Source organism: Kitasatospora sp. NPDC001527 (assembly GCF_040298605.1).
Classification (GTDB): Bacteria; Actinomycetota; Actinomycetes; order Streptomycetales; family Streptomycetaceae; genus Kitasatospora.
The window spans coordinates 307,202-332,416 of record NZ_JBEPAM010000004.1; the positions used below are offsets into that span (position 1 = coordinate 307,202).

22 protein-coding genes are annotated in these 25,215 nt (G+C 74.5%); 11 read left to right on the top strand and 11 right to left on the bottom strand.

The genetic code is table 11. From position 1 onward, the window contains the following. Window positions 1–12: 12 nt before the first annotated feature. The gene (locus ABT238_RS06560) at window positions 13–2,403 is read right to left on the bottom strand and encodes an ATP-binding cassette domain-containing protein (RefSeq protein WP_350755771.1); all 2,391 of its coding nucleotides are present in this window, start codon (window positions 2,401–2,403) and stop codon (window positions 13–15) included. Window positions 2,404–2,559: 156 nt separating this feature from the next. Between ABT238_RS06560 and ABT238_RS06565 the strand changes: the two genes are divergently transcribed. The 3 genes from ABT238_RS06565 (at window position 2,560) to ABT238_RS06575 (ending at window position 4,733) form a co-directional block, all read left to right on the top strand. Next, a complete protein-coding gene (locus ABT238_RS06565; protein ID WP_350570736.1) occupies window positions 2,560–3,552 on the top strand; it encodes a DUF6528 family protein in 993 nt (330 codons plus the stop codon). 279 nt (window positions 3,553–3,831) lie between these two features. Further along, a complete protein-coding gene (locus ABT238_RS06570) occupies window positions 3,832–4,137 on the top strand; it encodes a hypothetical protein (RefSeq protein WP_350570737.1) in 306 nt (101 codons plus the stop codon). After that, entirely contained in the window at window positions 4,134–4,733 is a 600-nt protein-coding gene (locus tag ABT238_RS06575; RefSeq protein WP_350570738.1) for an acyl-CoA thioesterase, read from the top strand. Before ABT238_RS06570 ends, ABT238_RS06575 begins: the two co-directional genes overlap by 4 nt. Window positions 4,734–4,909: 176 nt before the next feature. Here the strand turns inward: ABT238_RS06575 and ABT238_RS06580 are convergent, their stop codons facing one another. Next, complete coding sequence (locus ABT238_RS06580) at window positions 4,910–5,869, bottom strand: ROK family protein (protein ID WP_350755773.1); 960 nt, start codon at window positions 5,867–5,869, stop codon at window positions 4,910–4,912. Between the two features lie 258 nt (window positions 5,870–6,127). Here ABT238_RS06580 and ABT238_RS06585 point away from each other — a divergent pair, with 258 nt between their 5' ends. Continuing rightward, window positions 6,128–8,359 (top strand): transglycosylase domain-containing protein, encoded by a 2,232-nt coding sequence (locus ABT238_RS06585; RefSeq protein WP_350755775.1) that lies wholly within the window; start codon window positions 6,128–6,130, stop codon window positions 8,357–8,359. Between the two features lie 102 nt (window positions 8,360–8,461). Here ABT238_RS06585 and ABT238_RS06590 read toward each other — a convergent pair whose 3' ends face one another. The 3 genes from ABT238_RS06590 to ABT238_RS06600 form a co-directional block, all read right to left on the bottom strand. Further along, window positions 8,462–8,905: a hypothetical protein gene (locus tag ABT238_RS06590; protein ID WP_350755777.1), complete on the bottom strand. Its 444-nt coding sequence runs from the start codon at window positions 8,903–8,905 to the stop codon at window positions 8,462–8,464. 448 nt (window positions 8,906–9,353) lie between these two features. After that, complete coding sequence (locus ABT238_RS06595) at window positions 9,354–9,974, bottom strand: DJ-1/PfpI family protein (RefSeq protein ID WP_350755780.1); 621 nt, start codon at window positions 9,972–9,974, stop codon at window positions 9,354–9,356. 47 nt (window positions 9,975–10,021) lie between these two features. Continuing rightward, a complete protein-coding gene (locus tag ABT238_RS06600; protein WP_350755782.1) occupies window positions 10,022–10,759 on the bottom strand; it encodes an SDR family NAD(P)-dependent oxidoreductase in 738 nt (245 codons plus the stop codon). Between the two features lie 49 nt (window positions 10,760–10,808). Between ABT238_RS06600 and ABT238_RS06605 the strand changes: the two genes are divergently transcribed. Beyond that, entirely contained in the window at window positions 10,809–11,699 is an 891-nt protein-coding gene (locus ABT238_RS06605; protein WP_350755784.1) for a helix-turn-helix transcriptional regulator, read from the top strand. 148 nt (window positions 11,700–11,847) lie between these two features. Here ABT238_RS06605 and ABT238_RS06610 read toward each other — a convergent pair whose 3' ends face one another. After that, window positions 11,848–12,468: a LysE family transporter gene (locus ABT238_RS06610; protein WP_350755786.1), complete on the bottom strand. Its 621-nt coding sequence runs from the start codon at window positions 12,466–12,468 to the stop codon at window positions 11,848–11,850. A 250-nt stretch (window positions 12,469–12,718) separates the two neighbouring features. Between ABT238_RS06610 and ABT238_RS06615 the strand changes: the two genes are divergently transcribed. After that, window positions 12,719–13,147, top strand: a complete 429-nt coding sequence (locus tag ABT238_RS06615; RefSeq protein WP_350755788.1) for a hypothetical protein — start codon at window positions 12,719–12,721, stop codon at window positions 13,145–13,147. Then, a complete protein-coding gene (locus ABT238_RS06620; protein WP_350755790.1) occupies window positions 13,144–16,677 on the top strand; it encodes a tetratricopeptide repeat protein in 3,534 nt (1,177 codons plus the stop codon). The genes ABT238_RS06615 and ABT238_RS06620 overlap by 4 nt, the downstream gene beginning before the upstream one ends. 27 nt (window positions 16,678–16,704) lie before the next feature. Here ABT238_RS06620 and ABT238_RS06625 read toward each other — a convergent pair whose 3' ends face one another. From ABT238_RS06625 to ABT238_RS06640, 4 genes are all read right to left on the bottom strand, one after another. Further along, window positions 16,705–18,018 (bottom strand): cytochrome P450, encoded by a 1,314-nt coding sequence (locus tag ABT238_RS06625; RefSeq protein WP_350755792.1) that lies wholly within the window; start codon window positions 18,016–18,018, stop codon window positions 16,705–16,707. Between the two features lie 105 nt (window positions 18,019–18,123). Continuing rightward, window positions 18,124–18,531: a hypothetical protein gene (locus ABT238_RS06630; protein WP_350755794.1), complete on the bottom strand. Its 408-nt coding sequence runs from the start codon at window positions 18,529–18,531 to the stop codon at window positions 18,124–18,126. A 103-nt stretch (window positions 18,532–18,634) separates the two neighbouring features. Then, window positions 18,635–19,057 carry a hypothetical protein gene (locus ABT238_RS06635; RefSeq protein WP_350570756.1) on the bottom strand — a complete coding sequence of 141 codons (423 nt, stop codon included), beginning with the start codon at window positions 19,055–19,057 and terminating at the stop codon, window positions 18,635–18,637. Between the two features lies 1 nt (window position 19,058). Beyond that, entirely contained in the window at window positions 19,059–19,649 is a 591-nt protein-coding gene (locus ABT238_RS06640; RefSeq protein ID WP_350570757.1) for an RNA polymerase sigma factor, read from the bottom strand. Window positions 19,650–19,986: 337 nt separating this feature from the next. On the opposite strand from ABT238_RS06640, the gene ABT238_RS06645 reads away from it, so the two are divergent. The 4 genes from ABT238_RS06645 (at window position 19,987) to ABT238_RS06660 (ending at window position 23,402) form a co-directional block, all read left to right on the top strand. After that, window positions 19,987–20,133: a hypothetical protein gene (locus ABT238_RS06645; RefSeq protein ID WP_350570759.1), complete on the top strand. Its 147-nt coding sequence runs from the start codon at window positions 19,987–19,989 to the stop codon at window positions 20,131–20,133. Between the two features lie 82 nt (window positions 20,134–20,215). Further along, window positions 20,216–21,541 (top strand): phenylacetate--CoA ligase family protein, encoded by a 1,326-nt coding sequence (locus ABT238_RS06650; protein WP_350570760.1) that lies wholly within the window; start codon window positions 20,216–20,218, stop codon window positions 21,539–21,541. Next, a complete protein-coding gene (locus tag ABT238_RS06655) occupies window positions 21,538–22,053 on the top strand; it encodes a glycine-rich domain-containing protein (protein ID WP_350570761.1) in 516 nt (171 codons plus the stop codon). The genes ABT238_RS06650 and ABT238_RS06655 overlap by 4 nt, the downstream gene beginning before the upstream one ends. Continuing rightward, window positions 22,050–23,402, top strand: coding sequence for an MFS transporter (locus ABT238_RS06660; RefSeq protein WP_350755796.1), 1,353 nt, complete (start codon window positions 22,050–22,052; stop codon window positions 23,400–23,402). Before ABT238_RS06655 ends, ABT238_RS06660 begins: the two co-directional genes overlap by 4 nt. A gap of 81 nt (window positions 23,403–23,483) precedes the next feature. Here ABT238_RS06660 and ABT238_RS06665 read toward each other — a convergent pair. Further along, a partial coding sequence (locus ABT238_RS06665; protein ID WP_350755798.1) for a M28 family peptidase occupies window positions 23,484–25,215 on the bottom strand: 1,732 nt, incomplete at its 5' end.

A 25,215-nucleotide genomic window follows, 5' to 3' on the forward strand; every position in this document is an offset into this window, starting at 1 on the left:
GGGCGAGGGCGCTCAGGCGCCCACGTACTCCGCCAGGTGCCGGCCGGTGAGGGTGGACCGGGCGGCCACCAGCTCGGCGGGGGTGCCCTCGAAGACGACGCGCCCGCCGTCGTGGCCGGCCCCCGGCCCGAGGTCGACGATCCAGTCGGCGTGGGCCATCACGGCCTGGTGGTGCTCCACGACGACGACGGACTTGCCGGAGTCGACGAGCCGGTCCAGCAGCCCGAGCAACTGCTCGACGTCGGCCAGGTGGAGGCCGGTGGTCGGCTCGTCCAGGACGTAGACGCCGCCCTTGTCGCCCATGTGGGTGGCCAGCTTCAGCCGCTGCCGCTCGCCGCCGGAGAGGGTGGTCAGCGGCTGGCCGAGGCTGACGTAGCCGAGGCCGACGTCCACCAGGCGGCTGAGGATCCGGTGGGCGGCCGGCGTGCGGGCCTCGCCGGCGGCGAAGAAGGCCTCCGCCTCCGTCACCGGCATCGCCAGCACCTCGCTGATGTCCTTGCCGCTGAGGTGGTACTCCAGCACCGAGGCGTCGAACCGCCGGCCCTCGCAGTCCTCGCAGGTGGTGGCCACCCCGGCCATCATCGCCAGGTCCGTGTAGACGACGCCCGCGCCGTTGCAGGTCGGGCAGGCGCCCTCGGAATTGGCGCTGAACAGCGCCGGCTTGACCCCGTTGGCCTTGGCGAACGCCTTGCGGATCGGCTCCAGCAGACCGGTGTAGGTGGCCGGGTTGCTGCGCCGCGAGCCGCGGATCGGGCTCTGGTCGACCGACACCACCCCCTCCCCGGCCGGTATCGAGCCGTGCACCAGCGAGCTCTTGCCCGAGCCGGCCACCCCGGTCACCACGACCAGCACGCCGAGCGGGATGTCCACGTCGACGTCCCGCAGGTTGTGCGCGTTCGCGCCGCGGATCGCCAGCTTGCCGGTGGGTGTGCGCACCGTCTCCTTCACCGACGCCCGGTCGTCGAGGTGCCGGCCGGTGACCGTGCCCGCCGCCCGCAGGCCCTGCACCGAGCCCTCGAAGCAGACGGTGCCGCCCGCCGAGCCCGCGCCCGGACCGAGGTCCACCACGTGGTCGGCGATCGCGATCACCTCGGGCTTGTGCTCCACCACCAGCACCGTGTTGCCCTTGTCCCGCAGCTGCCGCAGCAGACCGTTCATCCGCCGGATGTCGTGCGGGTGCAGACCGGTGCTGGGTTCGTCGAAGACGTAGGTGACGTCGGTGAGCGAGGAGCCGAGGTGGCGGATCATCTTCACCCGCTGCGCCTCGCCGCCGGAGAGCGTGCCGGCCGGCCGCTCCAGCGAGAGGTAGCCGAGGCCGATCTCCACGAAGGAGTCCAGGGTCTGGCGGAGCGCGGCGAGCAGCGGTGCCACCGAGGGCTCGTCGAGCTCGCGCACCCAGGCGGCGAGGTCGCTGATCTGCATCCGGCACGCGTCGGCGATGCTGATCCCGCGGACCTTGGAGGAGCGGGCGGCCTCGGTCAGCCGGGTGCCGTCGCAGTCGGGACAGGAGGCGAAGGCGACCGCGCGGTCCACGAACGCCCGGATGTGCGGCTGCATCGCCTCCCGGTCCTTGGCGAGGATGGACTTCTGGACCTTCGGGACCAGCCCCTCGTAGGTGAGGTTGATGCCGTTGACCTTCACCTTGGTCGGCTCGCGGTAGAGGAAGTCCTGCAACTCCCGCTCGGTGTAGTCGCGGATCGGCTTGTCCGCGTCCAGGAAGCCGGAGCCGCTGAAGATCCGCGTCATCCAGCCGTCCCCGGTGTAGCCGGGCACCGTGATCGCGCCCTCGGCGAGCGACTTGGTGTCGTCGTAGAGCTGGGTGAGGTCGATGTCCGAGACCGCGCCGCGGCCCTCGCAGCGCGGGCACATGCCGCCGGTGACGCTGAAGCTGCGCCGCTCCTTGACCGTCTTGCCGGCGCGCTCCACGGTGACCGCGCCCGCCCCGCTGATCGAGGCGACGTTGAAGGAGAACGCCTTGGCCGAGCCGATGTGCGGCTGCCCGAGCCGGCTGAACAGGATCCGCAGCATCGCGTTGGTGTCGGTCGCCGTGCCGACGGTGGAGCGCGGGTCCGCGCCCATCCGCTGCTGGTCGACGATGATCGCGGTGGTCAGGCCGTCCAGCACGTCCACGTCGGGCCGGGCCACCGACGGCATGAAGCCCTGCACGAACGCGCTGTACGTCTCGTTGATCAGCCGCTGCGACTCCGCCGCGACGGTGTCGAAGACCAGGGAGCTCTTGCCCGAACCGGAGACCCCCGTGAACACCGTCAGCCGGCGCTTGGGGATCTCGATACTGACGTCCCTGAGGTTGTTCTCGCGCGCCCCGTGCACGCGGATCAGGTCGTGGGTGTCGGCGGCGTGCGGCTCGGGTGCCTGTGCGTCGGTCCTGCTGGCCGTGCTCATCGTTTCTCCGGTTCCTCTCACGGTGCCCTCCGGTTCCGATCTAACCAGCCGGGTACGACAGGTGGTGGTCTTAGGCCGGTCGGGGCCGTGCGCTGGCGGCCGGCCGGGGCGCACCGCACGGTGGTGGCGGGGGACGGACGACGGGAGGTGCCGGCGGTGTCGAAGCGGGCACGGCTGTGGCGGGCGACGGCGGGCCTGGCGGCCCTCGTGGTGGGCGCCGGCGCGGTCCCCGCGACCGCCGCCGGGGTGGGGCCGGGGTGGGCGGTGGCCGTGGTGGACCAGGCGTCGCGGCGGGTGCTGGTGGTGCGGAGCGCGGAGGAACTGGTCGGCTACCGGGGGCCGGACCGCCGGCCGGTGGTCTGGTCGTGGTCCGCGGACACCGCCGGCGACCTCGACGACCTCGACCCGCGCCGCAGCTGGGAGCTGCCGGACGAGGTCAAGAGCCGGGTGCGGCACGGCCGCCGGTACCTGCTGGCCACCGCCTCCGGGGGCCTGGCGGCCGTCGTCGACACCGCGACCGGCGCCGCGCGGTGGGCCGTCGACACCGGCCCGCTCGCCAACCCGCACAGCGCCGAACTCCTGCCCGACGGCAACGTCGCCGTCGCCGCCTCCACCGGCGGCTGGATACGGCTGTACGCCGCCTCCCTCGGCCCGCGCAGCACCGCGCACGCCGAGTACCGGCTGCCGGGCGCGCACGGTGTGCACTGGGACGGCCGCTCCCGGCTGCTCTGGGCGCTCGGCGACGACCGGCTGACCGCGCTGCGGGTGGGCGGCAGCGCGGCCGCGCCGACGCTCACCGCCGAGCGGACGGTGCCGCTGCCCGAGCCGGGCGGCCACGACCTGGCGCCGGTGCTCGCCGCGCCCGGGCGGTTCTGGGTGAGCACGGCGGCGCACCTGTGGCGCTTCGACCCGGCGGCGGACCGCTTCACCCGGATCCGGCTGGGCAGCGAGCGGGCCGAGCGGGACATCAAGAGCGTGGGCGACGAGCCCGGCACCGGGCGGCTGCTCACCACCGCCCCGGACCACGCGGGCCCGTGCGCCTGGTGCACCTCGGTGCTCACCCTGCACCGCCCCGACGGCAGCCGCGGCCTGCCCGGCACGCACCTCTACAAGGCGCGCTGGTGGACCAGTTGGGGGAGCGGGGGATGACCGCCGCGGCAGGGGGCGCGACCGGGGGAAGGGGTGGCGGGAGGGGTGGCGGACGGGGTGGCGAAATAGAGCGGAATGGGGCGGGGCCGGACTGCCATTCGGAGGATGCGGCTGATTTTATGCAACGCCAAACTACTCCAATAGTGGTCAGTTTCCGCTCCGGTTCCGTATACCTTCCGGTAGCGCCCCGGGCTGGGATAGCGTCCATGGCGCCGGGGGAACACGAGCCCGCTCAGCGGGTTCACTCATCCAGAAATGTACCCATTCAGGGAGAGAACTGTGCGCAATTTCGTTTCGGAATCAAGGTCCGAGACCGTCGACGAGCTGCGGCTCGCGGTGGAATCGCTCGCGGCCTTCCCGGCCCGCGGCGCCGCCGGCGGGTCGGAGGTCGCCGACCGCCTGGCGGCCGTCGCCGAGCTGTGCCGGGCGGTCGACGGAGTGCTCGACAGCCTGGTCGTCGAGGCCGCCGCCGAGGCCGCCGAGGAAGGCTGGACCGCGGCCCGGATGGCGTCCGAACACGCCGTCTACTACGCGCGGTTGCGCCGGGCGCTGCTGCTCACCGGTTCCACGGCCGAGCAGCGGTGAGCGCGGCACCCGCGACCCAGCTGGTGGACGTCAACGCCCACGTGGTGGTCTGTCCCACCCGGTGGAGCGACGTCGACGAGAACGGGCACATCAACAACGCCCGGTTGGTCTCCTACGTGCAGGAGGGAATTTACGACCTGTTCTGCCACCACGCGGTCGCCGTCCAGGAATCGCTATTCCCGTCGGGATTCCTGATCGCCCGGCACGAGATCGATTATCTGGAGCAGCTGTACCACCGGCCGGAACCGTTGCTGGTGCGGCTGACGGTCGAACGACTGGGGCGCAGTTCCGCGCACGTCGTGGTCAAGGTGTGCCGTGACGCGCACACGTTCATGCGGGCACGGACGGTCGTGGTCGCCAGGGACGCGGTCTCCGGCCGCTCCCGCACGCTCAGCCCGTCGGAGCGGCGGTTCCTCTCCGGTTTCCTCTCCGACGACGCGGCCCACGCGGTGCCGCCCCGGGTGGCGTTCGGCTCGCCGCGCGGGTCGCTCACCATGGCGTCCTCCGGGCACCACCCGGCCCGCCGGCGTCTGCCGAACCCCTCCGCCCTCACCAGGGGCGTTCCGGTGATCCCGGACGGGCGTCGCGCCCGCTGACCTCCGCCGCGACCCCGATCGATGAGTAGGATCCTGCTGGGGCAGGATCCTGCTTGGTTTGCGGGGCGGGTCCGGTGGCCGGGCCGGCCGCGGAGCACCGCGAACCCGCCCGGCGCGCGGAGCGGTTCCGGCTGGTGGCCACCCTCTTGACACCGCGCTCCACGCGGGCGCGCCGGTCAGCGGCAGAGCGCGGCGGCGCCGATCAGCCCGGCGTCGGTGCCGAGTTCGGCGCGGCGCACCTCCGGACCGCGGACGTAGGGCAGCGCCGCGTAGCGGTCCAGATGACGGGCGAGCGGCTCGAACAGGACCGGTCCGGCCGTCGCCACCCCGCCGCCGATCACCACCCGCCGCAGGTCGACCAGCGCGGCGGTGGCGGCGATCCCGGCGGCCAGCGCCTGGGCCGCCCGGTCGAAGGCGGCGAGCGCCACCGGGTGCCCGGCCAGCGCGTCCTCGGCCACCGCGCGCGCCGAGCGGTCGTCGCCGGCGGGCCGCCAGCCCCCGGCGAGGGCCCGCCGGGCGATCGCGGTGCCGCTGGCGATGCCCTCCAGACAGCCGCGCGAGCCGCACGGGCACGGTTCGCCGTCCAGGTCGACGGTGATGTGGCCGAGGTGCCCGGCGTTGCCGCTGGGACCGGGGCGCACGGCGCCGTCCAGCACCAGGCCGGCGCCGACCCCGGTGGAGACCACCAGGCAGAGCGCGTTGTCGGTGCCGCGGGCCGCGCCGAGCCAGTGCTCGGCCGCGGCCATCGCCACGCCGTCCCCGGCGAGCGCCACCGGGCGGGCGCCCATGGCGGGGTGGGCGGCGACCCCGGCGGTCAGCGGGAACTCCCGCCAGCCGGGGATGTTGACCGGGCTGACCGTGCCCCGGGCGAGGTCCACCGGGCCCGCGCTGCCGATGCCGACCGCCGTGACGGCGCCCCAGGCGGGCGCGGCGGCCAGCCGGTCCAGCACCCGGTGCACCACCGCCAGCACCTCGGCACCCGGCCGCTGGGCCGGCGTCGGCAGCTGGACGCGGTGGGCGAGTGCCCCGGTGGAGTCGACCAGCGCCCCGGCGATCTTGGTCCCGCCGATGTCGACGGCGGCGAACAGCGGGCCGGCGGACAGCGGGGCGGCGGTGGACGGCGAGGGCGCGGTCATGGCGGGTGGCTCCGGATGAGGGTGCGGACGGTGGTGGGCCCGGCGGACCGGACGGGGACAGGGACAAAGACAGGGACAGCAAACAGGATCGGGCCGACGGCGCGCTCCGCGGGGGTCACCGGCCCGAGCCGGTGCCGGCGGAGGGAACCGGCCGCGCGCGGCGGTCCGGCGTTGCCCTTTCGGGCCGTTCCGGCCCGAACCGCACGGAAACTGCCCGGAACGTGCAACGCTCCGCGGCCTCCGCGGCATCCAACAGGTATGGATTCGAATCTTCTTCCGACCGGGGACCCGGCCGACGACGCCGCGCCCGGGCCCTCCCGGAGGTCGCCGCTGCGGCTGGCCCGCTACAGCGCGACCTTCGTGGGAGTGAGCGTGGTCTCCGGCGTGCTGCTCGCCGGCCTCGTGCTGCCCGCGGCCGGCGCGCTCGGGCTGACCGCGAAGAACACGGCGGAGGAGTTCGAGGACGTCCCGGACGATTTCAAGGCGCCGCCGCTCACCCAGACCAGCCAGATCTTCGACGCCAAGGGCGGCCTGATCGCCACGGTCTACGAGCGCGACCGCACCGTCCTCGCCGCCGAGCAGATGTCGCCGTACATGCGGCAGGCCCAGGTCGACATCGAGGACGCCCGCTTCTACGAGCACGGCGCCGTCGACCTCAAGGGCGTGCTGCGGGCGATCAGCAAGAACGCCGAGAGCGGCACCACCTCCGAGGGCGCGTCCACGCTGACCCAGCAGTACGTGAAGAACGTCAACGTCGAGAAGGCCGGTGACGACCAGGAGGCCGTCAAGGAGGCCATGCGCAAGACCCTGGGCCGCAAGATCCAGGAGCTGAAGGTGGCGATCAAGCTGGAGGAGGAGCTGAGCAAGGACCAGATCCTCACCAACTACCTCAACATCACCTTCTTCGGGAACGGCGCCTACGGCGTGGAGGCCGCCTCCCAGCGGTACTTCGGCAAGTCCAACAAGGACCTCACCCTCGCCGAGGCCGCGACCCTGGCCGGCCTGGTGCAGAACCCCTCGAAGTACGACCCGAAGGCGCACCCGCAGGCGGCGCTGAACCGCCGCAACACCGTGCTCGACAAGATGCTGGAGAACCGGCACATCACGGAGGAGCAGGCCAAGGAGGCCAAGGCCGCCCCGCTGGGCCTGAACTACCGGGGGCCGCAGAACGGCTGCATCACCGCCAAGGCGGGCATGGGCTTCTTCTGCGACTACGTCAAGCACGTGATCAAGCAGGATCCGGCGTTCGGCGCCAACGCCGCCGAGCGCAAGAAGCTCTGGGACCAGGGCGGCCTGATCGTCCACACCACCCTCGACCCGGAGAAGCAGGCAGCCGCCCAGAACGCGGTGAGCTCCAACGTGCGGGTGACCGACAGCGTCTCGGCCGCCGCCAGCATGGTCGAGCCGGGGACCGGCAGGATCCTGGCGATGGCCCAGACCCGCCCGTACGGCCTGGACAAGGGCAAGAACCAGACCGTGGTCAACCTCAACGTCGACGCGGTGATGGGCGGCGGCAACGGCTTCCAGCCCGGCTCCACGTTCAAGCCGGTCGTCGCGGCCGCGGCGATGGAGGCGGGGCTGCCGCCGACCCAGGAGTACGACTCCCCGAACAGGATGGAGTACCCGACGATGAAGACCTGCGAGGGGACCTGGAAGAACACCGGCAAACCGAAGACGACGGTGCCCAACGAGTCCGCGAGCGAGAAGGGGCCGTACCAGCTGAAGGAGGCGATGGCGCTCTCGGTCAACACCTACTTCGTGCAGATGGAGCAGGAGATCGGCCTCTGCGCGGTCAAGCAGATGGCCAACAAGCTCGGCATCACGGCCCGGGCCAGCGGCGAGCCGCTGAACGAGGTCCCCGCGATGGCCCTGGGCGTCGAGGAGGTGAGCCCGCTGACCATGGCCGGCGTCTACGCGGCCTTCGCCGCCGGCGGCACGTACTGCGCCCCGGTCGCGATCAGCAGGATCACCACGGTCGAGGGCAAGGACGTCGCCGTCCCGCCCTCCCGCTGCGAGAGGGCCTTCTCCGAGAGCACCTCCCGGGTGCTGAACACGATCCTGAACGGTGTGACGGAGGGCGGCGGCACCGGTTCGGCGCTCCAGCTGGAGGGCGACCGGCAGATCGCCGGCAAGACCGGCACCTCGGACAAGAAGAAGGCGGCCTGGTTCAGCGGCTACACCCCGCAACTCGCCACCGCCGTCTGGCTCGGCGGCCCCAACGGCGGGGTGGAGATGCGCGACATCACCATCAACGGCAAGCGCCACGACGAGGTGTTCGGCGCCACCGGGCCCGGGCCGATCTGGCGGGACGCCATGAACCAGGCGCTGCGGGGCGCGCCCAAGCAGTCCCTGCCGATGACGGACATCCCCGACCCGGCGCCCAGGACCGACCCGAACGCCAGTACCGGGCCCACGGGTTCGGCCTCCGGCACCCCGGCCGCGGGTTCGCCCCCGGCCTCCTCCACCACCCCGCCCGGCAAGCGGCGCTGACGCCTGCCGGTGCCCCCCGCCCGGTGGTGGGCGGGGGGCACCGGCGCAGGGCCGTCGTCCTGGCTGGGGGGCTCCGCAGCGCCCGGGTGCCGAGGCCGTGGGTCAGCGGCCGTTGCCGAAGGTGCCGCGGGGGCCGGTGGGTTCGGCGCAGGAGCGGCAGAGGACGCGGGAGTAGACGGCGGCCGGGCCGCGGATCACCGCCTCGACGCCGCCGTGCAGGGACTGCGTTCCCGCCGGCCCGCCGCAGAGGTGGCAGCTGCGCCGGGCCTGCGCCCTGGTGTAGCAGTCCCAGCAGACCAGCCGGTCCGCTGCCTCGGCGAGGATGGCGGTCGGCTGCGGGGCGGCCAGGTGGTCGCAGTGGCGCAGGCTGCCGTCCTCCTCGGCGCGGAGCATCACCGCCCGGGTCTCTCGGAACCACGGCGGGGCCTGCTCCGGGGTGGTCCGGACCGGGGCCGGGCGGCCCGAGGCGATGAGCAGGCGTTCGGCGTGCTCGCCGGCGGCCCTGATCTGGTCGGTGACGGCGAGCTGGGCGGGGTCGTCGCTCATGGGCACGTCCTTGTGCGAACTTGTGCGAACGGGGTGGGACGGGGAGGCGGCCGGAGGAGCGGCGCCGGTGGTTGCGGCGCCGCTCCCGGTCCCGCGGCTGTCCTACCCGTCTTCCGCGTCATGCCTCCCCGGCAGCCGGTGTGTCGGCGTGCGCTCCCGGCGCGCGCTGTGGCCGCGCGCCGGGGGAGTGCGGCAGCCGGCCGAGGGTGTGCTCCTCGCCGGAGGTCCTCGCCCTGCGCGCCGTGATGCGCGAACTCATCGAAGAGGCACCGGAGTTATTCGACGCCCCGGGTCACCGGTAGTCCAGCGTCCCGTCAGGGCGCGGCACCGGGCCGGTCCACCGGTTTCGTCGGCGACCGTGTCGTACGACGCGCGGACGGCGGTCAGCCAGGGGGACGGCCAGGTGGGGCGACGTCGGTCAAGGCCACCGACGACACCCGCGCCGCGCCTAGCCGAGGGCGTGGGCCCGGGTCACGACCTCGGCCGGGGCCTTGGCCAGGGCGCCGGTGTCGAACGGGGGTTGCGGGTCGTACTCGGTGCAGAGCTGGATCGCCTGGGCGGTGACCTCGTCGGTCAGCAGGGCGGACAGCCGGAGGGCCATGTCGATGCCCGAGGAGACCCCGGCCGCGGTGATCAGCCGGTCGTGCCGGACCACCCGGTCGGCGGTGTAGACGGCACCGTGGGACTCCAGTTCGGCGGTCGCCGCCCAGTGGGTGGTGGCCGTCAGGCCCTTCAGCAGGCCGGCCGCGCCGAGCACCACGGCGCCCGTGCAGACCGAGGTGGTGAACCGGGTGCCGGCGTGGATCCGGCGCACCCAGTCGAGGAAGGCGGGATCCGCGAGCATGGGCCGGATGCCGCCCCCGCCCGGGATCAGCAGGACGTCGCAGCGCTCCACCTCCGGGTACGCGGTCGCGACGTGCACCGGCATCGCCCCGAACGCGTCCCGCACCGGGCCGGGTTCGCCGGTGACGAAGCGGACGGTGGCACCGGGCACGAGCGCGAGGATCTCGTAGGGCCCGATCGCGTCGAGTGGTTCGAACCCTTCGAAGAGCGGAATCACGATGTCCATGCGCCGCAGCATAGCCACCGGTACCCGCCCGCCCACGCCGCCGGCCGTCAGCCGTCGCGCAGGACGCGGCGGCCGACGGGCGGGGCCAGCCGCAGCAGCGCCAGCAGGGCGCGGGTGGCGCCGACGGCGACGACGGGGCGTCCGCGCACGAGGCCCCGCACGATCGCGTCGGCGGCCTCGGCCGGGCCGATCTTCCTGGTCGGGCCCTCGCGCCCGGCGGTCATCGCCGTGTCGACGAGCGGCAGCACGACCTCCTGCACCCGCACCCCGGGGCTGGTCGACCGCGCCTGGTGGCGCAGCGACTCCAGCAGGATGTGGACGGCCGCCTTGGTCGCGCAGTAGACCGGAGCGCTCTGCTTGGGCGCGTACGCGAGAGCGGAGGTGACGGCGACGAACGCGGCGCGCGGCGGGCCGCCGGGCGCCGCGGCGGCGAGGTGCGGCCACGCGGCGGCCGCGAGTTCGACCACCGAGGCGAGGTTGACCCCGATCTCCTGCCGGGCCCGGCCGAGGACCTCCGGATCGGGTCCCAGGGTGAGCGGGGTCGGGTACTGCACACCGGCGTTGGCGACCACGACGTCCAGGCCGCCGAGCCGCTCGACGGCCTCGGCGACGACCCGCGCCGCCTCCCCGGGCACCGCCAGGTCGGCGCGGACGGCGAGCGGCCCGGCGGCGGAGCGGCCGCAGGTGACGACGGTGGCGCCGAGGGCGGTGAGGGCGTCGGCGAGGGCGAGGCCGATTCCGCCGGTGCCGCCGGTGACGAGGACGCGCTTCGAGCTGAGGTTCACGCCGGCCATCGTGGAGCGGCGGCATCCGGTCCGCTTGTACGATCGCGCCATGCCCCGCACCGGCGTCGACATGGCCCGCACGGTCCGCCCGGCGATGGCCCGGGCGGTGCTGCGCACGCTCGGCCCGCGGTACGCCGGCGAGCCGGGCCGGCAGGGCGCCCGGCTGCTCGGCGACGGCCTGCCGGTACCGGAGCCGCTGCACGCGCGGCTGGTGGCCGCCCTCGCGGCACGCGGCTGGCCCGCGCTGCGCACCGCCGCCGAACGGCTGCTGGCCGAGGACCCGTTGCTCGCCGAGCTGTCCCGGTGCGGCGGCCTGCCGGAACTCCTCGGCCGTGCCGGGCTGGTGGAACCCTGGTTCCACGCCGGTCACCGGACCCGCCGGTCACCGGCCGACGACGGATCCCTGACGATCTGTCATGTTCCCTCCCTGGGAAGGGTTCCCCTCCCCTCCGAATCCCTGCTCGTCTGTTCCCTGTACACGGCCGGAACGGCGGCCGTGACCGGCCGCACGCCTCGCGTCGAGGTGTTCGCCGACGGCGCGACGGGCCGCCCCGGGGAGGTCCTGCGCGCGACCCGGGTCGCCGGGTGGCGGCTGCGCTGGTCCGACCGTCCCGCCGCCGGCCCGCGCCCGTTGGACGCCGTCCGCACGTACTTCGCCCGGGAGCCGGCCCGGCCCTGGCGCCTGCCCGCGACGGCCGCGCTGCTCGGCCTGGCACCGCGCACCCTCCAACGCGCCCTCGCCACCGCGGGCACCTCCTTCCAGGCGGAACTGCTCGCCGTCCGCCTGGAGGTGGCCGGCCAGCTGACCGCCCGCACGGCCCTGCCCCTCGCCGACATCGCCGCCACCGCCGGCTTCACCGACCACGCCCACCTGACCCGCCGCTTCCACGCCCACTACGGCTGCCCGCCCTCGGAGTTCCGCCGCACGGCGCACCACTGACCGGGTGCCCGGAGCCCGCCGTCCGTGGCCTCGGCGGGATGGCGCTGCCGCGTCCGGCCCGTGGGGCTCCGGAGACGGGGGCAAGCGGATCCACAGCCGGGAGCCGTGGAACCGACGCCCGCCGACCGGGCGCCGCCCGGGGTCCGCCTCAGCCCGTCAGGGCGAGGCGCAGGGCCAGGGCGAGGACCACGGTGTGACCGGCGAGGCCGGTGAGCAGGCGGGCGCGAGGACCGGTGAGCGCACGGCGGAGCAGGGCGCCGCCGGTGGCGAGCAGCGCCTGCCAGCTCGCCGAGGCGGCGAACGCGGCGAGGGCGAACGCCAGCCCCGGGCCGAGCGGTCCCGGGCCGGCACGGCCGCCGACCACCAGGGCGGTGAAGTACACCACGGTGAGCGGGTTGAGCAGGGTCAGGCCGAGCAGCGCCGCGTACGTGCGCCGGGGCGAGGCCGGGGCCGGCGGCGTCACGCCGTTCTCCGTCCGGTGGTCGCGGCACGTCGCCCACAGGCCGCGGACGGCGAGCAGGACGAGCACCCCGGCGGCCACGGCCTCCAGCGCACCCGCGGCCGGCGCGATCACCGGCGCGAGCGCCGCGCCGCCCAGCACCGCCGCGAGCGCGTACAGCCCGTCGGCCGTGGCGACCCCCAGCGCGGCGGCCAGGCCCCGCCCGAGCGAGACGCGTGAGGCGAGGGTGACGACCAGTACGGAGATCGCGCCGACCGGCACGGCGACGCCGTAGCCGGCGAGGAGTCCGGAGAGCAGGGCATCGGTCATGGCGGGCGGTCCGGTTCTGATGGGGCTGCGGCGCGCACGCCGGGTGGTGGCCGGGAGCGTAGCCCCCACGCCGAGAACCCGGCCACCGCTTTTCCCGCTCCGGACGGCCCCGAACCCTGGTCGGGATCAGGTTGACGCTGATCGGGCGAGTACGGGATAAGTGGGAACCCGCCGGGGTGCGTTGGCGTGAAACACCATGTGGTCTCACGGAACAGGGGAGGGCCGGATGGGACAGGGGTGGAGATGGTGGGTGGCAGGGCTGGTCGCGGTCCTGGCCTTCGCCGCCACGACGTGGTTCTTCGCGGCGGTCGTCGGGCCGTTCTGGGGTGTGCGCGACGTCGGGGCGAGGGTGACCCTGGGGGTGGGGGCGGGAGCCGCGGTGGCCGCGCTGGCGGCGCTCTGGGGCAAGTCCTTCGTCGACGGTGAGGACCGACGCGGCGGGTCCCGGCAGTCCGTCGTGGACAGCAGCGTCGGTGGCGGGGTCACCCGGGTGACCGGCGCGGGGGGCAACGTCAAGGTGACGATCGGCAGCGGACCGGCCGCCTCGCCGCTGCCGCAGCCGGGTGCGGCGCCGGAGGCCCCACCGGCCACCGGAGGGCAGTTCGTCCGGCGTTCCAGGGTCAACGGTTCGGTCGTGGACGTCGACGGCGCGGCCGGTGACGTGGAGATCGAGGCGTGAGCGACCCGAAGCGGTTGCGGCGGGGCGCCCAGTGGGTGGCGAACTCCGTCGTCCACGGCTCGGTGGTCAACATCAACAACGTCACCGGGAACGTCAACGTCACCGTCCGCAACGAACGCCCGCTCTACAAGCTGGACGCGTTCCCGCTCGACCGCGAGGTGCTGACGGTCAGGAAGGCCCGCGAGCGGCCGTCCCGACTGCTCCACTCCCGCTTCGAGGTGGTGGACTTCACCGGGCGGCATTCCGAGCTGGCCCGGCTGGCGGCCTGGCGCGACAACGAGGAGCCGGTGTCGGCCCTCCTGCTGCACGGGGTCGGTGGCCAGGGAAAGACGCGCCTGGCGACCGAGTTCGCCCGGCGGACCCGGAAGCTCGGCTGGCGGGTGCTCCAGGCCCGGCACGCGAGCGACCCGGCGCCGGGGCCGCTCCGTGGTTCCGGCGGCCCCGGCACCGAGCCGGTCCCGGACCACGCCGGAACGCTGCTGGTCGTCGACTACGCCGACCGCTGGCCGGCGGCCGACCTGCTGGAGCTGTGCGCGGACGCGACCCGGCAGCCGCACCGCACCAGGGTGCTGCTGGTCGCCCGGGCGGCCGGGGTGTGGTGGCAGATGCTGTCCGGCAACGACCTGGAGCGGATGAACGTCGACACCGACCGCCTGGAGCTCGGCCCACTGGCCAACGGGGCGGACGGGGCGGACGGGGGCGGTGGGGCCGGCGGGGCCGGCGGGGCGTCCCACAGCCCCCTGGCGCTGTTCACGGCCGCGTGCCGCCGCTTCGCCGAAGCCCTGCGGATCACCGGCGCCGACGAGCCGGCGCCGCCCCGGTCCCTGGGGGAGCACCAGGGCTTCCGCGAGGCACTGGCCGTGCACATGGCGGCCCTGGCCTCGGTCGACGCGGTGTACCGGAGCCGGCAGGACGGGTTCGCGCCGCCCGAGCTGGGCAGCCCCGAGGAGGTCTCCGCCCACCTGCTGACCCGTGAGCGCGCCTACTGGCGGAACCTCCACGATCACGGCCGGACCCGTGCCGACGAGCACGAGATGGGCCGGGGCGTCTACGTCGCGACGCTGATCGGGCGTCAGACCCGTGATCACGCCCTGGACGCGGTCACCCGGGCGGCGCGCGCCGGCGGCGCACCGTATCCGCCGGACCGGTTGCTCCGCGATCACGCCGTCGCGTACCCGGAGGCGGCGGAGACCCGGCCGGGCACCGACGGCCGGGCCGCCGCGACCACCTTCCTCGAACCGCTGTACCCGGACCGCCTGGCCGAGGACTTCCTCGCCCTGTCGGTCCCGGATCACCCGCTCAAGGACGTCTTCGCCCCCGACGACACGTTGACCGGGGTGCCCGCCCGGCTGCTCGGCGGCGGCGAGTCGGAGCAGGAGCGGGCCTGGACCCGGACCGCCCTGACGATGCTGTCGGCGGCCGCGGCCCGCTGGCCGCATCTGATGGCCGGCCAGCTCGCCCCGCTGCTGAGCGCCCGGCCGGCCCTGGCGCTGCACGCGGGCGGGACCGCGCTCGCCGCGCTGGCGGACCTGCCCGAGCTGCCCCGCGAGGTGCTGGAGGCGATCGAGGCCCAGCTGCCCGCCGGCCGGCACACCGACCTCGACTCCGGCGCCGCGGTGCTCGCCTACCGGCTGGCCCACCACCGCCTCGCCCACACCCAGGACCCCCTCGCGCACGCGGTGGTCCGGCAGGGGCTGGTCCAACGGCTGGTCAACGCGGGGCTGGACGCCCAGGCGCTCACCGCCGTCGAGGACGCCCTGCCCGCCTGGCGCTGCCTGGTGGAGGCCGACCCGGACACCTTCGGGGTGGGCCTCGCCGGTGCCCTGGTCTGCCTGGCGGGCCTGCTGCCCAAGGCGGGACGGGCCGACGAGGCCCTGGCGGCGGCCCGGGAGGCCGTCACCCTGTTCCGCGACTCGGCGGCCGCCGACCCCGCCGACGCCGACGTCGGGGCCGCGCTGTCCGCGGCCCTGTGCGTCCTCGGCGACCGCCTCTCCGGGAGGGGCCTGGTCGCGGAGGCCCTGGCCACGGCCCGGGAAGCGGTGGCGCTGCACCGGCCGCTCGCCGAAGCCGACCCGCACGCCCGGGCCGGCGGCCTGGCCTTCGCACTGGGCAGCCTGGCCGACATCCTCCCCAGGGCCGGGCGGAACCGGGAGGCGCTGGAAGCGGCTCGGGAGGCCGAGGCGATCCAGCGGCGGCTCGCCGAGGCCGAACCGACCCGGTACGCGCCCGACCACGCCAGGATCGTCACCCGGCTCGGTGTCCTCCTGACCAGGGCGGGCCGGCGCGAGGAGGCCGTGGCTCCGGCCCGGGAGGGAGTGGACACCTACCGGCCCCTGGCCGAGACGAATCCGGCCGCCTTCGAGCCGGACCTCAACGACGCGCTGATCGACCTCAGCGAGACCCTGTGGCGCGCGGGGGAGCGGGAGGAGGCCCTGACCCGGGCCCGGGAGGCCGTCGAGATCTCCCGACGGCTCGCCGAGGCCGATCCCGTCGCCCACACCGCCGGCCTCGCCGTGGATCTGGGCCGGCTCGGCTCCCAGCTCTCCAGGACCGGCCGGCGCCACGAGGCCGTCGCCCCGCTGGAGGAGGCCGTGGCGCTCGGCCGCGGGCTCGTGGCGCTGGACCCCGACGCCCACGCCGCCGAACTGGGCGTCGCGCTCGGCAACCTCGGGGAGCTGCTGTGGTGGGTCGGCGAGCCGCAGGACGCCGTGGCGCGAACCCGGGAAACGGTGGAGGTCTTCCGACGGCTCGCCGACCGCAACTCCGCCGTGCACCGGCACAACCTCGCCAACGCCCTCAACAGTCTCGGAATCTCCCTGGCGAGGGCGGACCTGCCCCGGGAGGCCGTGGACCCGGCGCAGGAGTCCGCGGACCTCCTGCGGGAGCTGGCGCGGGAGGACCCCGCCGTCCACACGCCGGAGCTCGCGATGGCGCTGAACAACCTGTCGGCGCGGCTGGTGGAGGTGGGACGGTGGGAGAGGGCGCTCGACCTGGCCCGGGAGTCCGTCGACCTCCGGAGCCGGCTGGTGAAGGAGAACGCGGTCGCGCACGGACCCGGATACGCGATGTCGCTCACCCACCTCGCCTCCATGCTGATGCAGATGGGACGGTCCGGGGAGGCCGTGGCCCCGGCCTGGCGCAGCGTCGCCGTGCGCGGGGACCTGGCCCCGGCCGAGCCCGCGGCCCACCGCGCCGGGTACGCGCGGGCCCTCACCGCCCTCGCCTGCTACCTGACCGAGGCGGGTCGGCCGCGGGAGGCGCTCCGTCCGGCCCGCGAAGGCGTCGGCGTCCAGCGGTCGTCGGGCGCGGCCGACTCGTCCGCCGGCCAGGAGGAACTGGCCCTGGCGCTGGGGATCCTGGTGAACGCCCTGATCGCCGCCGACCGGGAGGGCACGCCGGAGGCGCTGGACGCGGCGCTGGAGGGCGTGCGGATCTTCCAGGGGCTGGCCCGGAGCGCCCCCGAACAGTACGGCGGCCACCTGCGTGCCGCCCGGTCCCTGCTGACCTACGTCCGGAACGCGCAGGGCTGAGCGCGGCCCGCTTCTGTGCCCCCGGGCTCAGCCGGTGGAGGCCGCCCTCAGGACCGCCGGGGTGGGGCCGTCGGGGCGGACGGTGATGCTGTAGAGGGAGCCGGTCGGGGTGCTCAGGAAATCCACCTCGTGGGCGGGAAGCAGGAGTTCGAGCAGGGCGGTGGACTCGCGGAGGGCGAACTGGGTGCCCAGGCAGGCGCGGGCGCCCAGGCCGAAGGGGAAGTAGGCGCCGAGGTGGGCGGGGCGGGCGCCGTCCGGGGCGAAGCGGGTGGGGTCGAAGCGTTCCGGGTCGGGCCACAGGGCCGGGTCGCGGTGGGTGAGGTAGGGGCAGACCAGCAGGTCGGTGCCGGCCTCGACGCGGTGGCCGGCGAGGGTGTCCTCGGCGAGCGCGTGCCGGGGGAGGATCCACGCGGACGGGTAGAGCCGCAGCGTCTCGTGGACCAGCGCCTGCACCGCCTCGCGCCGTTCGGGCGAGCCCGCGGGACCGGCCGCGAGGGCCCGGGCGCGGGCGCCGGGGTTGGCGTCGAGCAGCAGGTGGAGCCAGGTGAGGGTGGTGGCGGTGGTCTCGTGGCCGGCGACGAGCAGGGTGACCAGCTCGTCGCGGATCAGCCGGTCGGTGTACTCGGGGTGCCGGGCGGCGGCGTCCAGCAGGACGCGCAGCACCCCGGGGCCGTCGGGGCCGTCCTCGTGGCGGCGGGCGGCGTCGATGGCGGCGTGCGCGACGGCGTCGATCCGGGCCAGGTCGTCGGTGACGGCGTCGCGGGCCTGGTCGCCGTCGGGCAGTTGGGGCAGGGCGGCGACGACGGCGGGGATGCGGTCGAGTTCGCGTTCGGTGGCGCTGTCCAGCGGGTGGCCGGTGAGCGCGCGCCAGATGGTGTCGAGGGCGAAGTGGCGCATCTCCTCGCCGATGTCGACGGGTTCCCCGGTGCGCGCGTGGCCGGCCCAGCGCTCGGCGGTGCGGCGGGCCGCGGCGGCGATCCGCTGCTCGTAGCGGCGCATCCCCGGTCCGGTGAACTGGGCCTGGAGCATGCGCCGTTGGTTCTTCCAGGCGTCGCCGGTGGCGGAGAGCACGCCGTCCCCGGCGAGCATCCGGGCGCGGTGCGAGCGCTTGACGTAGCGCTCGGGATGCCGGCCGAGGACGTGCTGGACGGCCTCGGGGTCGGTGACCAGGACGGTGGGCCGCGGGCCGATCCGGAACGCCGCGACGCCGCCGAGCCGCTGCCGGGTGCGGGCCAGCAGTTCGACCAGCTCCGCCTCCTCGGTGCGCCACTCCTCGACCGCCTCGGGCGGCAGTTCGGGGACGGGGAGGGGTGCGGAACCGGGGTTCGCGGTGGTGGTCACGGGTGCCTCCTCGGTCGGTGACGGACGGCCCGCGCCGACTCTACGTCAGCGGACGCCCCGCCGGTGGGCGGTAGGGGTGGCCCGGGGGGCGTTCATGACGGTTCGTCAGTCGGTGGGGCGCGGCCGGAAGAACTGCAGGACGGTGGCGGCGCCGAACAGGAAGGCGCTGGCCGCGAAGAGCTGGAGGCCGTTGCCGTGCCGCAGGGCGACGAGGCTCCCGATCAGGCCGAGGGCGCAGCCGACGGCGAACGCGGCGGCCTGGACGGCGGTGATGACCCGGTGGCGTGTGCGGCCGGGGTGATCGTGCGCGGCCGGGTGCGGGCCGTGGTGGTCCCGGGGCCCGGGCGGCGCGCCGTGCGGGCGGTCGGGGCCGGGGCACGCGGGCCGCCGCCGGCCGCCGAGGGCGCGCAGGATAGCGCCGATCCGCCACCGGCGCGGTGCGGCTCCCCGTGCGGGGCCGCTCTTCTCCTGGTGTTCGCCCGCTCGAATGTGTGGTGTGCCATTGTTGAACATGCCGAGTGCTCCTGATGAGTGCTTGTCGGGGCTGTCCGCCGGCCAGGGCCGGAATCCGCGTCGGCGGGCAGCTTTCCTGTGGTGCTCCTGAAAAGTGCTCAGGTCACGGTCCCCGCCGCCACCCGGTGCTGAGATGGGTGATCCGGTGGAGCTGGGCGCCGCCCGCGACGGCGGTGAGACCGGCGGTCCACTTGGTCGGCTCGATCACCATCGCCAGGACGCCGGCCAGCACGACCATGACGAGCCAGGCCAGGTCGGCCCGGGTGCTCTCGAAGGTGATCTTGATGACCATGGCCCCCCGGCGGGCCCGGGGCGTGCTCGGCCTGCCGGTTGACCCGGGGTTGAGCAGCACGACGTTCTCCTCTCCGTTGCGGCGCAGCCTGCGGCGGCGGTCGACCTCGTCGCGCAGCCGCTGGTAGTCCTCGTCCGACACCGCTGTGCAGGCCCGCGGCGGGGCGGTCTTCGGCCTGGTGGCAGGGGGCGGTTCGCTGTCGTGCGTCTCCTTCGTGCTCTGGAGCGTGGGCATGTCAGTCGTCCTTCCTGTTGACCTGCATGATTTCCTGGATGATGTCCTCGAGTTGGTCGAGATCGGGCTCCTGCCTCCTGAGCGCCTTCCGGGCGTAGTGCAGGGTGGTGCCGACGGTGGCCTTGAGCATGCCGGTGGCCTCGGCGGCCTCCGCCCGGCTCATCCGGAAGACGATCTGGCAGTGGTAGACGGCCCGTCGGCGGGGCTGGAGTCCGTCGACGACGGCGAGGCGGCCGGCCTCCTCGTCGTCGAGGTGGTGGCGGAGCAGCGGGGCGAGGCGCTGGAGCGCGAGCGGCGCGTGCTCGTCGGCCGCGGCGCGGCGGCGCTGGGCGGCCCAGGACATGACGGTGTCGTAGATGATGGTCGATGGGTCGCGGCGGGTGTTCTCCCAGTCGCAGAGGGCGCGGATGACGCCCTCGGTGGCGGCCTCGTACGGGTCCACCCGCGGGTCGCCCTCTATTCGGAACGCGTCGGTGGTGCACAAGGGGAGGAAGTCGTGCTGCAGCCACTGGTGGACCTCCTCGGGAATCTCCGCCGCGATGTCCCGGTCGAGGGCTTCCCCGTACCGTTCTGAGGGTGGCTGGTGTGCCACTCGGTCCGCCTCCTTCCACGCCGACGCGCACGCGCGGCGGTCTTCCCCCGTTCAAGTGCAACGGTGCCCTGACGCAAGGGAATCTAGGTGGCTGGAATGGCCCCCGTTTACTGGAGGGAAAGCCGCAGTTCGCGAGCCGTGATCATTTATCCGGTCTAGACCTTTGCCGGATCGCCCGGGATCCCGGGTCGGCCGGAAATCGCCTCCGATGGCCGATCGGGCGCGCTGTGGCCGAGTCTGATGACCCGTCATTGACACTTCCTTGACCATCACTTTACTGTCGCCGTGGCGGCGTCGATCCGCGCCGCCGGATGACCGGCACCCATCGGAGGTCCGTATGGAACAGCTCGTCAAGAAGATGACCCAGGACGACAAGTGGCGGCGCTGGGTCGCCGTCAACTCGGCCGGCGGCGCCAAGGACGGCTGCATCAGCGTCGCGAAGTCCGGGTGCATCAGCGTGGCGAAGTCCGGCTGTATCTCCTGACCCAGCGCGACGCACCGGCAGCGCCGAGACGGGCCCGGGCCGGCCGAGCGGCCGGCCCGGGCCCCACCGACCGGAGGTGACAGTGAACGGCCAGCCGACCGCCGACGTGGTCGACCGGATCAAGGACATCCCCCTCTACCGCGCCTCGATCGAGCGGGGGTACTTCCCCGTTCTGGAGAAGCCCGAGATCGCCCGCGGGTTCCCGGACAACTGGATGACGCCCGGCCTCGCCGCGGCGCTCGCCGCGGGCGACGCGGAGATGGTGCTCTCCACCGGCACCAACCACGCCCGCATGCAGATCATCCGACCGCCGTACTTCCTGCTGAACTCCTACTACCGGCTGTGGAGCGAGCACCCCGACATCTCCGACACCTGGGCGGAGGGCTGCAAGCGGGTCTCCCTCACCACCGTCCTGGCCACCGAGCACGTGGCACGGGTCAACGCCCGCAAGCGGGGCGGTGAGCCGGCCGCCGAACCGGCCCCGCGCGACCGGTGGCTGGACGAGCGCACCTGCTACCTCAACCTCCGCCTCGACCCCGACCACTGGCAGCGGGCCGACGTCGAGCGCATGCTCGCGGAGATCCGGGAGGCCGCCCGGGCGCACCCGCGCGGCCGGTACCTCCTCGACTGCTCCTCCTCCCACCTCGCGCACCTGGTGCGCAAGGCCCGCGCCTGGGGCCTGTGGGCGGACTTCCCGCCGCCGGCCAGCATCGTCCACGCCTACGAATACACCCCCGCGAACGTCGCCCGGTACCTGCGCGAGCACTTCGACTGCCCGATCGTCGACCTGTTCGGCAGCACCGAACTCGGCTACCTCTACTACAGCGACCGCAGCGGCCGGTACCGGCCGTACCTCGACGGGATGAGCGTCGAACTCCTCCCCGTCGCCCCGGGCAGCGGGATCCACAGCCTGATCGTCACCAGCGTGCGGAACCCCTGGATGCCGCTGGTCCGCTACCGCTCGGGGGACTGCGTCCGCACGCTGGACGGCAGCGCGGACCCCGGCCGCATCGCCCGGTTCTGCGGCCGGGAGAAGGAACTGCTCGACACCCCCGGCGGCCCGGTCGCCCAGGGAGACCTCGACGAGGTGGTCGGCGCGGTCGCGCCCCGGGTCTTCCTCCACCGGCTGGACGTGACGGGCCCCGGGGAGGAGGCCGTGCTGCGCTGCACCACCTTCGACGGCGCCCCGCTGACGGTGGCCGAGGCGGACGCCCTGGCCCGCGGGACCGGACGGCTGGTCGGACGGCCGTGCCGGGCCGAGCACCACGCGCACCTGCCGGTCGGCGCCTCGGGCAAGTACGCCTGGCTCGCCACGGCCCCGACCCCGTCCACGACCCCGTCCACGACCACGTCCTCGTCCCCGACCTCGTCCCCGGCCGCCGGGGACCCCCGCGGAGGTACCCGATGACCGCCGACCGGCCCCGCGTCACCGCCGAGGACCTCAGGGCCCTGCTCGGCGAGGACCTGCACGCCGAGGTGGTGGCGTACACGATCGCGCGCACCGGCGCCGCACCCGCCGACGCCGAGCGCCAGGTCACCGAGTGCCTGCGCTACCTCTACCTGGTCTCCCGCCACCGCGAGGAGCTCTCCGGCCTCTTCCTGCCGGTCGAGCAGGACATCGACGAGATCTGGCACTACCTCATCCTGCAGACCCGCGAGTACCGCGCGCTGTGCGAGGAGCGCCTGCCCGGCCGGTTCTTCGTCCACCACCGCGGCATCCCCTACGAGGCCTACCAGGAGGAGCCCGGCCGGGAGCTGGCCGCCGAGCAGGCGCTGCGCTGGATCCCGTTCTACTGCCAGGAGTTCGGCCCCTTCGACGACGGAGCGCCGGCCCACTGGACCATCGTCCGCTACCTCCACGAGGAGCTGGACATGTCGCTGGAGGAGATCTCGGCGCTGCGCCCGACGGCGGCGGCATGACGCTCTCCCCGCAGGTCGCGGCCGGGCCGGGCCGGCCGCCCGAACACCCGGCGCAGCGGCGGGTGCTGGCCGTGCTGGTCGTCTCCCAGCTGGTGAGCGGCGTCGGGCTCACCGCGGGCGTCGTGGTGGGCTCGCTGATCGCCGAGGAGATGCTCGGCTCGACCGGGCTGGCCGGTCTGCCCACCGCCCTGTTCACCGGCGGGTCGATGCTCGGAGCGCTGGGCATCGGGCGGCTCTGCCAGGCCTGGGGGCGCCGGCCGGGGCTCGGCCTCGGGTACGCGGTCGGTGCCCTGGGCAGCGTCGGTGTGGTGGTCGCGGTGGCCGCCGACCAGGTGGCCCTGCTGCTGCCCGCGCTGCTGGTCTACGGCGCCGGCACCGCCACCAATCTGCTCGCCCGGTACGCGGGCGCCGACCTGGCCGCACCGGAGCGGCGCGGCCGGGCCGTCAGCCGGGTCCTGCTCGCCTCGACGTTCGGCGCGGTGGCCGGGCCCAACCTGGTGGCGCTCGTCGGCGGGCCGGCCGAGGACTGGGGCATCCCCCGGACGGCGGCGCCGTTCGTACTCGCCGCCGTCGGGTACGCGGTGGCGGCCGTGGTGCTGGGCGCCCTGCTGCGGCCCGATCCGCTCCGGTCGGTTCGGGCCGCGACGCCCCCGCCCGGCCCGGCGGAGCCGGCCTATTCCGCGGGACCGGCCGACCCGGCCGACCCGGCGGACCCGGCGGACCAGGTGGAGCGCTCGCGGGCCCCGGGCCTGGGGACCGGCCTGTGGATCATGCTGCTCGCCCAGCTGCCGAAGGTCGCCCTGATGACCATGACCCCGGTCCACCTGGCCGCCCACGGCCACGGCACCGGCGTGATCGGCCTGGTCGTCTCGCTGCACATCGGTGCGATGTTCCTGCCGTCCCCGCTCAGCGGCCTGCTGGTGGACCGCTGGGGAGCGCTCCCGGTGGCCGCCGCCTCCGGCGTCACGCTCGGCGCGGCCGCTCTGCTGGCCGGCCTCGCACCGGCGGACTCGGTGCCGGTCCTCGCGGTGGCCCTGCTGGTGGCCGGCGTGGGCTGGAATCTCGGCCTGGTCGGCGGAACGGCCCTGGTCACCGCCGCCGCGCCGCCCGCGCGCGGTGCCGCCACCCAGGGCCTGGCCGACGTGGGGCTGGCGGTCGCGGGCTGCACCGGCGGCCTGCTCTCCGGCCCGGTGGTGGCGGCCGGCGGCTATGGCACGCTGGCCGCCGGCTGCGCCCTGGTGGCGCTGCTCGTCGCGCTGCCGGCGGTGCGGGCCGCCCGCTCCGCGCGCGCGGCGGGCGCAGGGTCCGCGCCCGAGCCCGCGCCCGCGCCCGCCGGGAAACGGCGCTGAACAGGCGGCGGTGCCGCGATCCGTCCCCCTCGACGAACCGCGGCACCGCCCTTATCCCGACCCGGAGACGATCCGGTCCGCTCAGATGGCCTGCCAGAGGGCCGGGACGATGTTGGGCTCCCAGCCCACCTGGGCCGTGTGGCCCTGGAGGCACCGGTAGCTGACCCCGTTCCAGGTGACGACGTCACCCTGCTGGTACGTGGTGCCCGGGGTCCAGGTGCCGCCACCGGGGCCCGGGTCGGAGCTGACCACCAGCGAGTAGCTGCTGGTGTGGCTGACGGAGCCGGTGCCGGTGACGGTCAGGTTGTACGTGCCGTTCGGCACCGAGGAGCCGACCGCGACGGAGAGCGTCGCGGAGCCGCCGGACTGCACCGAGGAGGGGCTGACCGAGGCGGTCACCCCGGCCGGCGCGCCGGAGACGGCGAGGTTCACCGTCTGGGCGGAGCCGGAGGTGGTCTGGGTGCTCACCGTGGCGGTGGTGGACTCGCCCGGCTTGACGTTGCCGGTGGCCGGGTTGACCGCGACCGAGAAGTCGTTGGTCGGGATCGGGCCGCTGCCCACCGAGGTCTTCCACAGGGTGTAGGCGACGCCGTCGGCGCTGCGGTCCAGCACGGTGGCGTTGATGTTGCTGGTGGTGTCGCACGACGAGTGGTAGCAGGAGTCGTACGCGCGGCCCGCCGTGCCGCCCCACTTCGAGGCCTGCGCCGAGGTCTTGGTGGCGCTGGCGCCCGCCGCGTAGCCCGAGGTCGGGATGCCGGCCGACTGGAACGAGGCGTCGTCCGAGCGGCCCTGGCCCTCGACGTTCTCCTCCGGCTGGAGGTTCAGCGAGTCCCAGTAGGCCTTCATCGGCGCCGAGGTGGTCGAGTTGACGTTGTTGATGAAGTAGCCGGCGTTGGTCGAGCCGACCATGTCGAAGTTGTAGTAGCCCTTGATGGCGCTGCGCTGGGCGGAGCTCAGCTGGCTCACGTAGTGCTTGGAGCCCTGCAGGCCCTGCTCCTCGCCGGTCCACCAGGCGAAGCGGACGTGACGGGTCAGGGTCGGGTTCTGCTGCGCGAGGACGAGCGCGTTCTCCAGCAGGACGGCCGAGCCGGAGCCGTTGTCGTTGATGCCCGGGCCGGCGCTGACGCCGTCCAGGTGCGCGCCGAACATGGTGACCTGGTCGGACGGGCCGCCCGGCCAGTCGGCGATCAGGTTGTTGGCGGTGTAGGTGCAGGTGGAGCAGGTCTGCTCGGTGACCTGGTAGCCGGCCGCCTGCAGCTTGGCCTTCACGTAGGCGAGCGACTGACTGTACCCGGAGGTGCCGGTGCGCCGGTTGCCGCCGTTCTGCGAGGCGATGGTGTTGAACTGGCTCAGGTGCGCCTGCACGTTGGCGACGCTGATGTCAGGGGCGCTGCCGCCCGGGTTGCCGCTGCCGACCGTCAGCGTGTACTGCGCGGTGTGGGTGGCCTGGCCGGCCGCGGTGACCGTGATCACGTAGCTGCCGGGCGCGGTGTTCGCGCTGGTGGAGACGGTCATCGTGGAGGACGCGCCGGTCTGCACCGAGGACGGGCTGAAGCTGACGCTCGCGCCGCTCGGGGCGCCGGTGGCGCTCAGGTTGACCGACTGGGCGCTGCCCTGGGTCACCTGGGTGCCGACCGTCGAGGTGGCCGAGGAGCCGGGCTGGACCTGGCCGGCGGACGGGTTCAGCGAGAGCGAGAACTCGTTGGTCTGGCCGCCGTTGCAGGTCGGGTCGCCGGTCTGGGCGGGGACGCTGACGGCGTCCCAGGCGGCCTTGGTGCGGTTGAAGAGGTTGCAGGTGGGGTCGAGGTTCTTG

Bases quoted from the DNA above. Each gene is read 5' to 3' on its own strand.
- ABT238_RS06655 (WP_350570761.1), top strand. From the start codon at position 21,538: ATGACCGCCGACCGGCCCCGCGTCACCGCCGAGGACCTCAGGGCCCTG.
- ABT238_RS06585 (WP_350755775.1), top strand. From the start codon at position 6,128: ATGGATTCGAATCTTCTTCCGACCGGGGACCCGGCCGACGACGCCGCG.
- ABT238_RS06560 (WP_350755771.1), bottom strand. From the start codon at position 2,403: ATGAGCACGGCCAGCAGGACCGACGCACAGGCACCCGAGCCGCACGCC.
- ABT238_RS06660 (WP_350755796.1), top strand. From the start codon at position 22,050: ATGACGCTCTCCCCGCAGGTCGCGGCCGGGCCGGGCCGGCCGCCCGAA.
- ABT238_RS06590 (WP_350755777.1), bottom strand. From the start codon at position 8,905: ATGAGCGACGACCCCGCCCAGCTCGCCGTCACCGACCAGATCAGGGCC.
- ABT238_RS06595 (WP_350755780.1), bottom strand. From the start codon at position 9,974: ATGGACATCGTGATTCCGCTCTTCGAAGGGTTCGAACCACTCGACGCG.
- ABT238_RS06630 (WP_350755794.1), bottom strand. From the start codon at position 18,531: ATGTTCAACAATGGCACACCACACATTCGAGCGGGCGAACACCAGGAG.
- ABT238_RS06580 (WP_350755773.1), bottom strand. From the start codon at position 5,869: ATGACCGCGCCCTCGCCGTCCACCGCCGCCCCGCTGTCCGCCGGCCCG.
- ABT238_RS06635 (WP_350570756.1), bottom strand. From the start codon at position 19,057: ATGCCCACGCTCCAGAGCACGAAGGAGACGCACGACAGCGAACCGCCC.
- ABT238_RS06645 (WP_350570759.1), top strand. From the start codon at position 19,987: ATGGAACAGCTCGTCAAGAAGATGACCCAGGACGACAAGTGGCGGCGC.
- ABT238_RS06610 (WP_350755786.1), bottom strand. From the start codon at position 12,468: ATGACCGATGCCCTGCTCTCCGGACTCCTCGCCGGCTACGGCGTCGCC.
- ABT238_RS06605 (WP_350755784.1), top strand. From the start codon at position 10,809: ATGCCCCGCACCGGCGTCGACATGGCCCGCACGGTCCGCCCGGCGATG.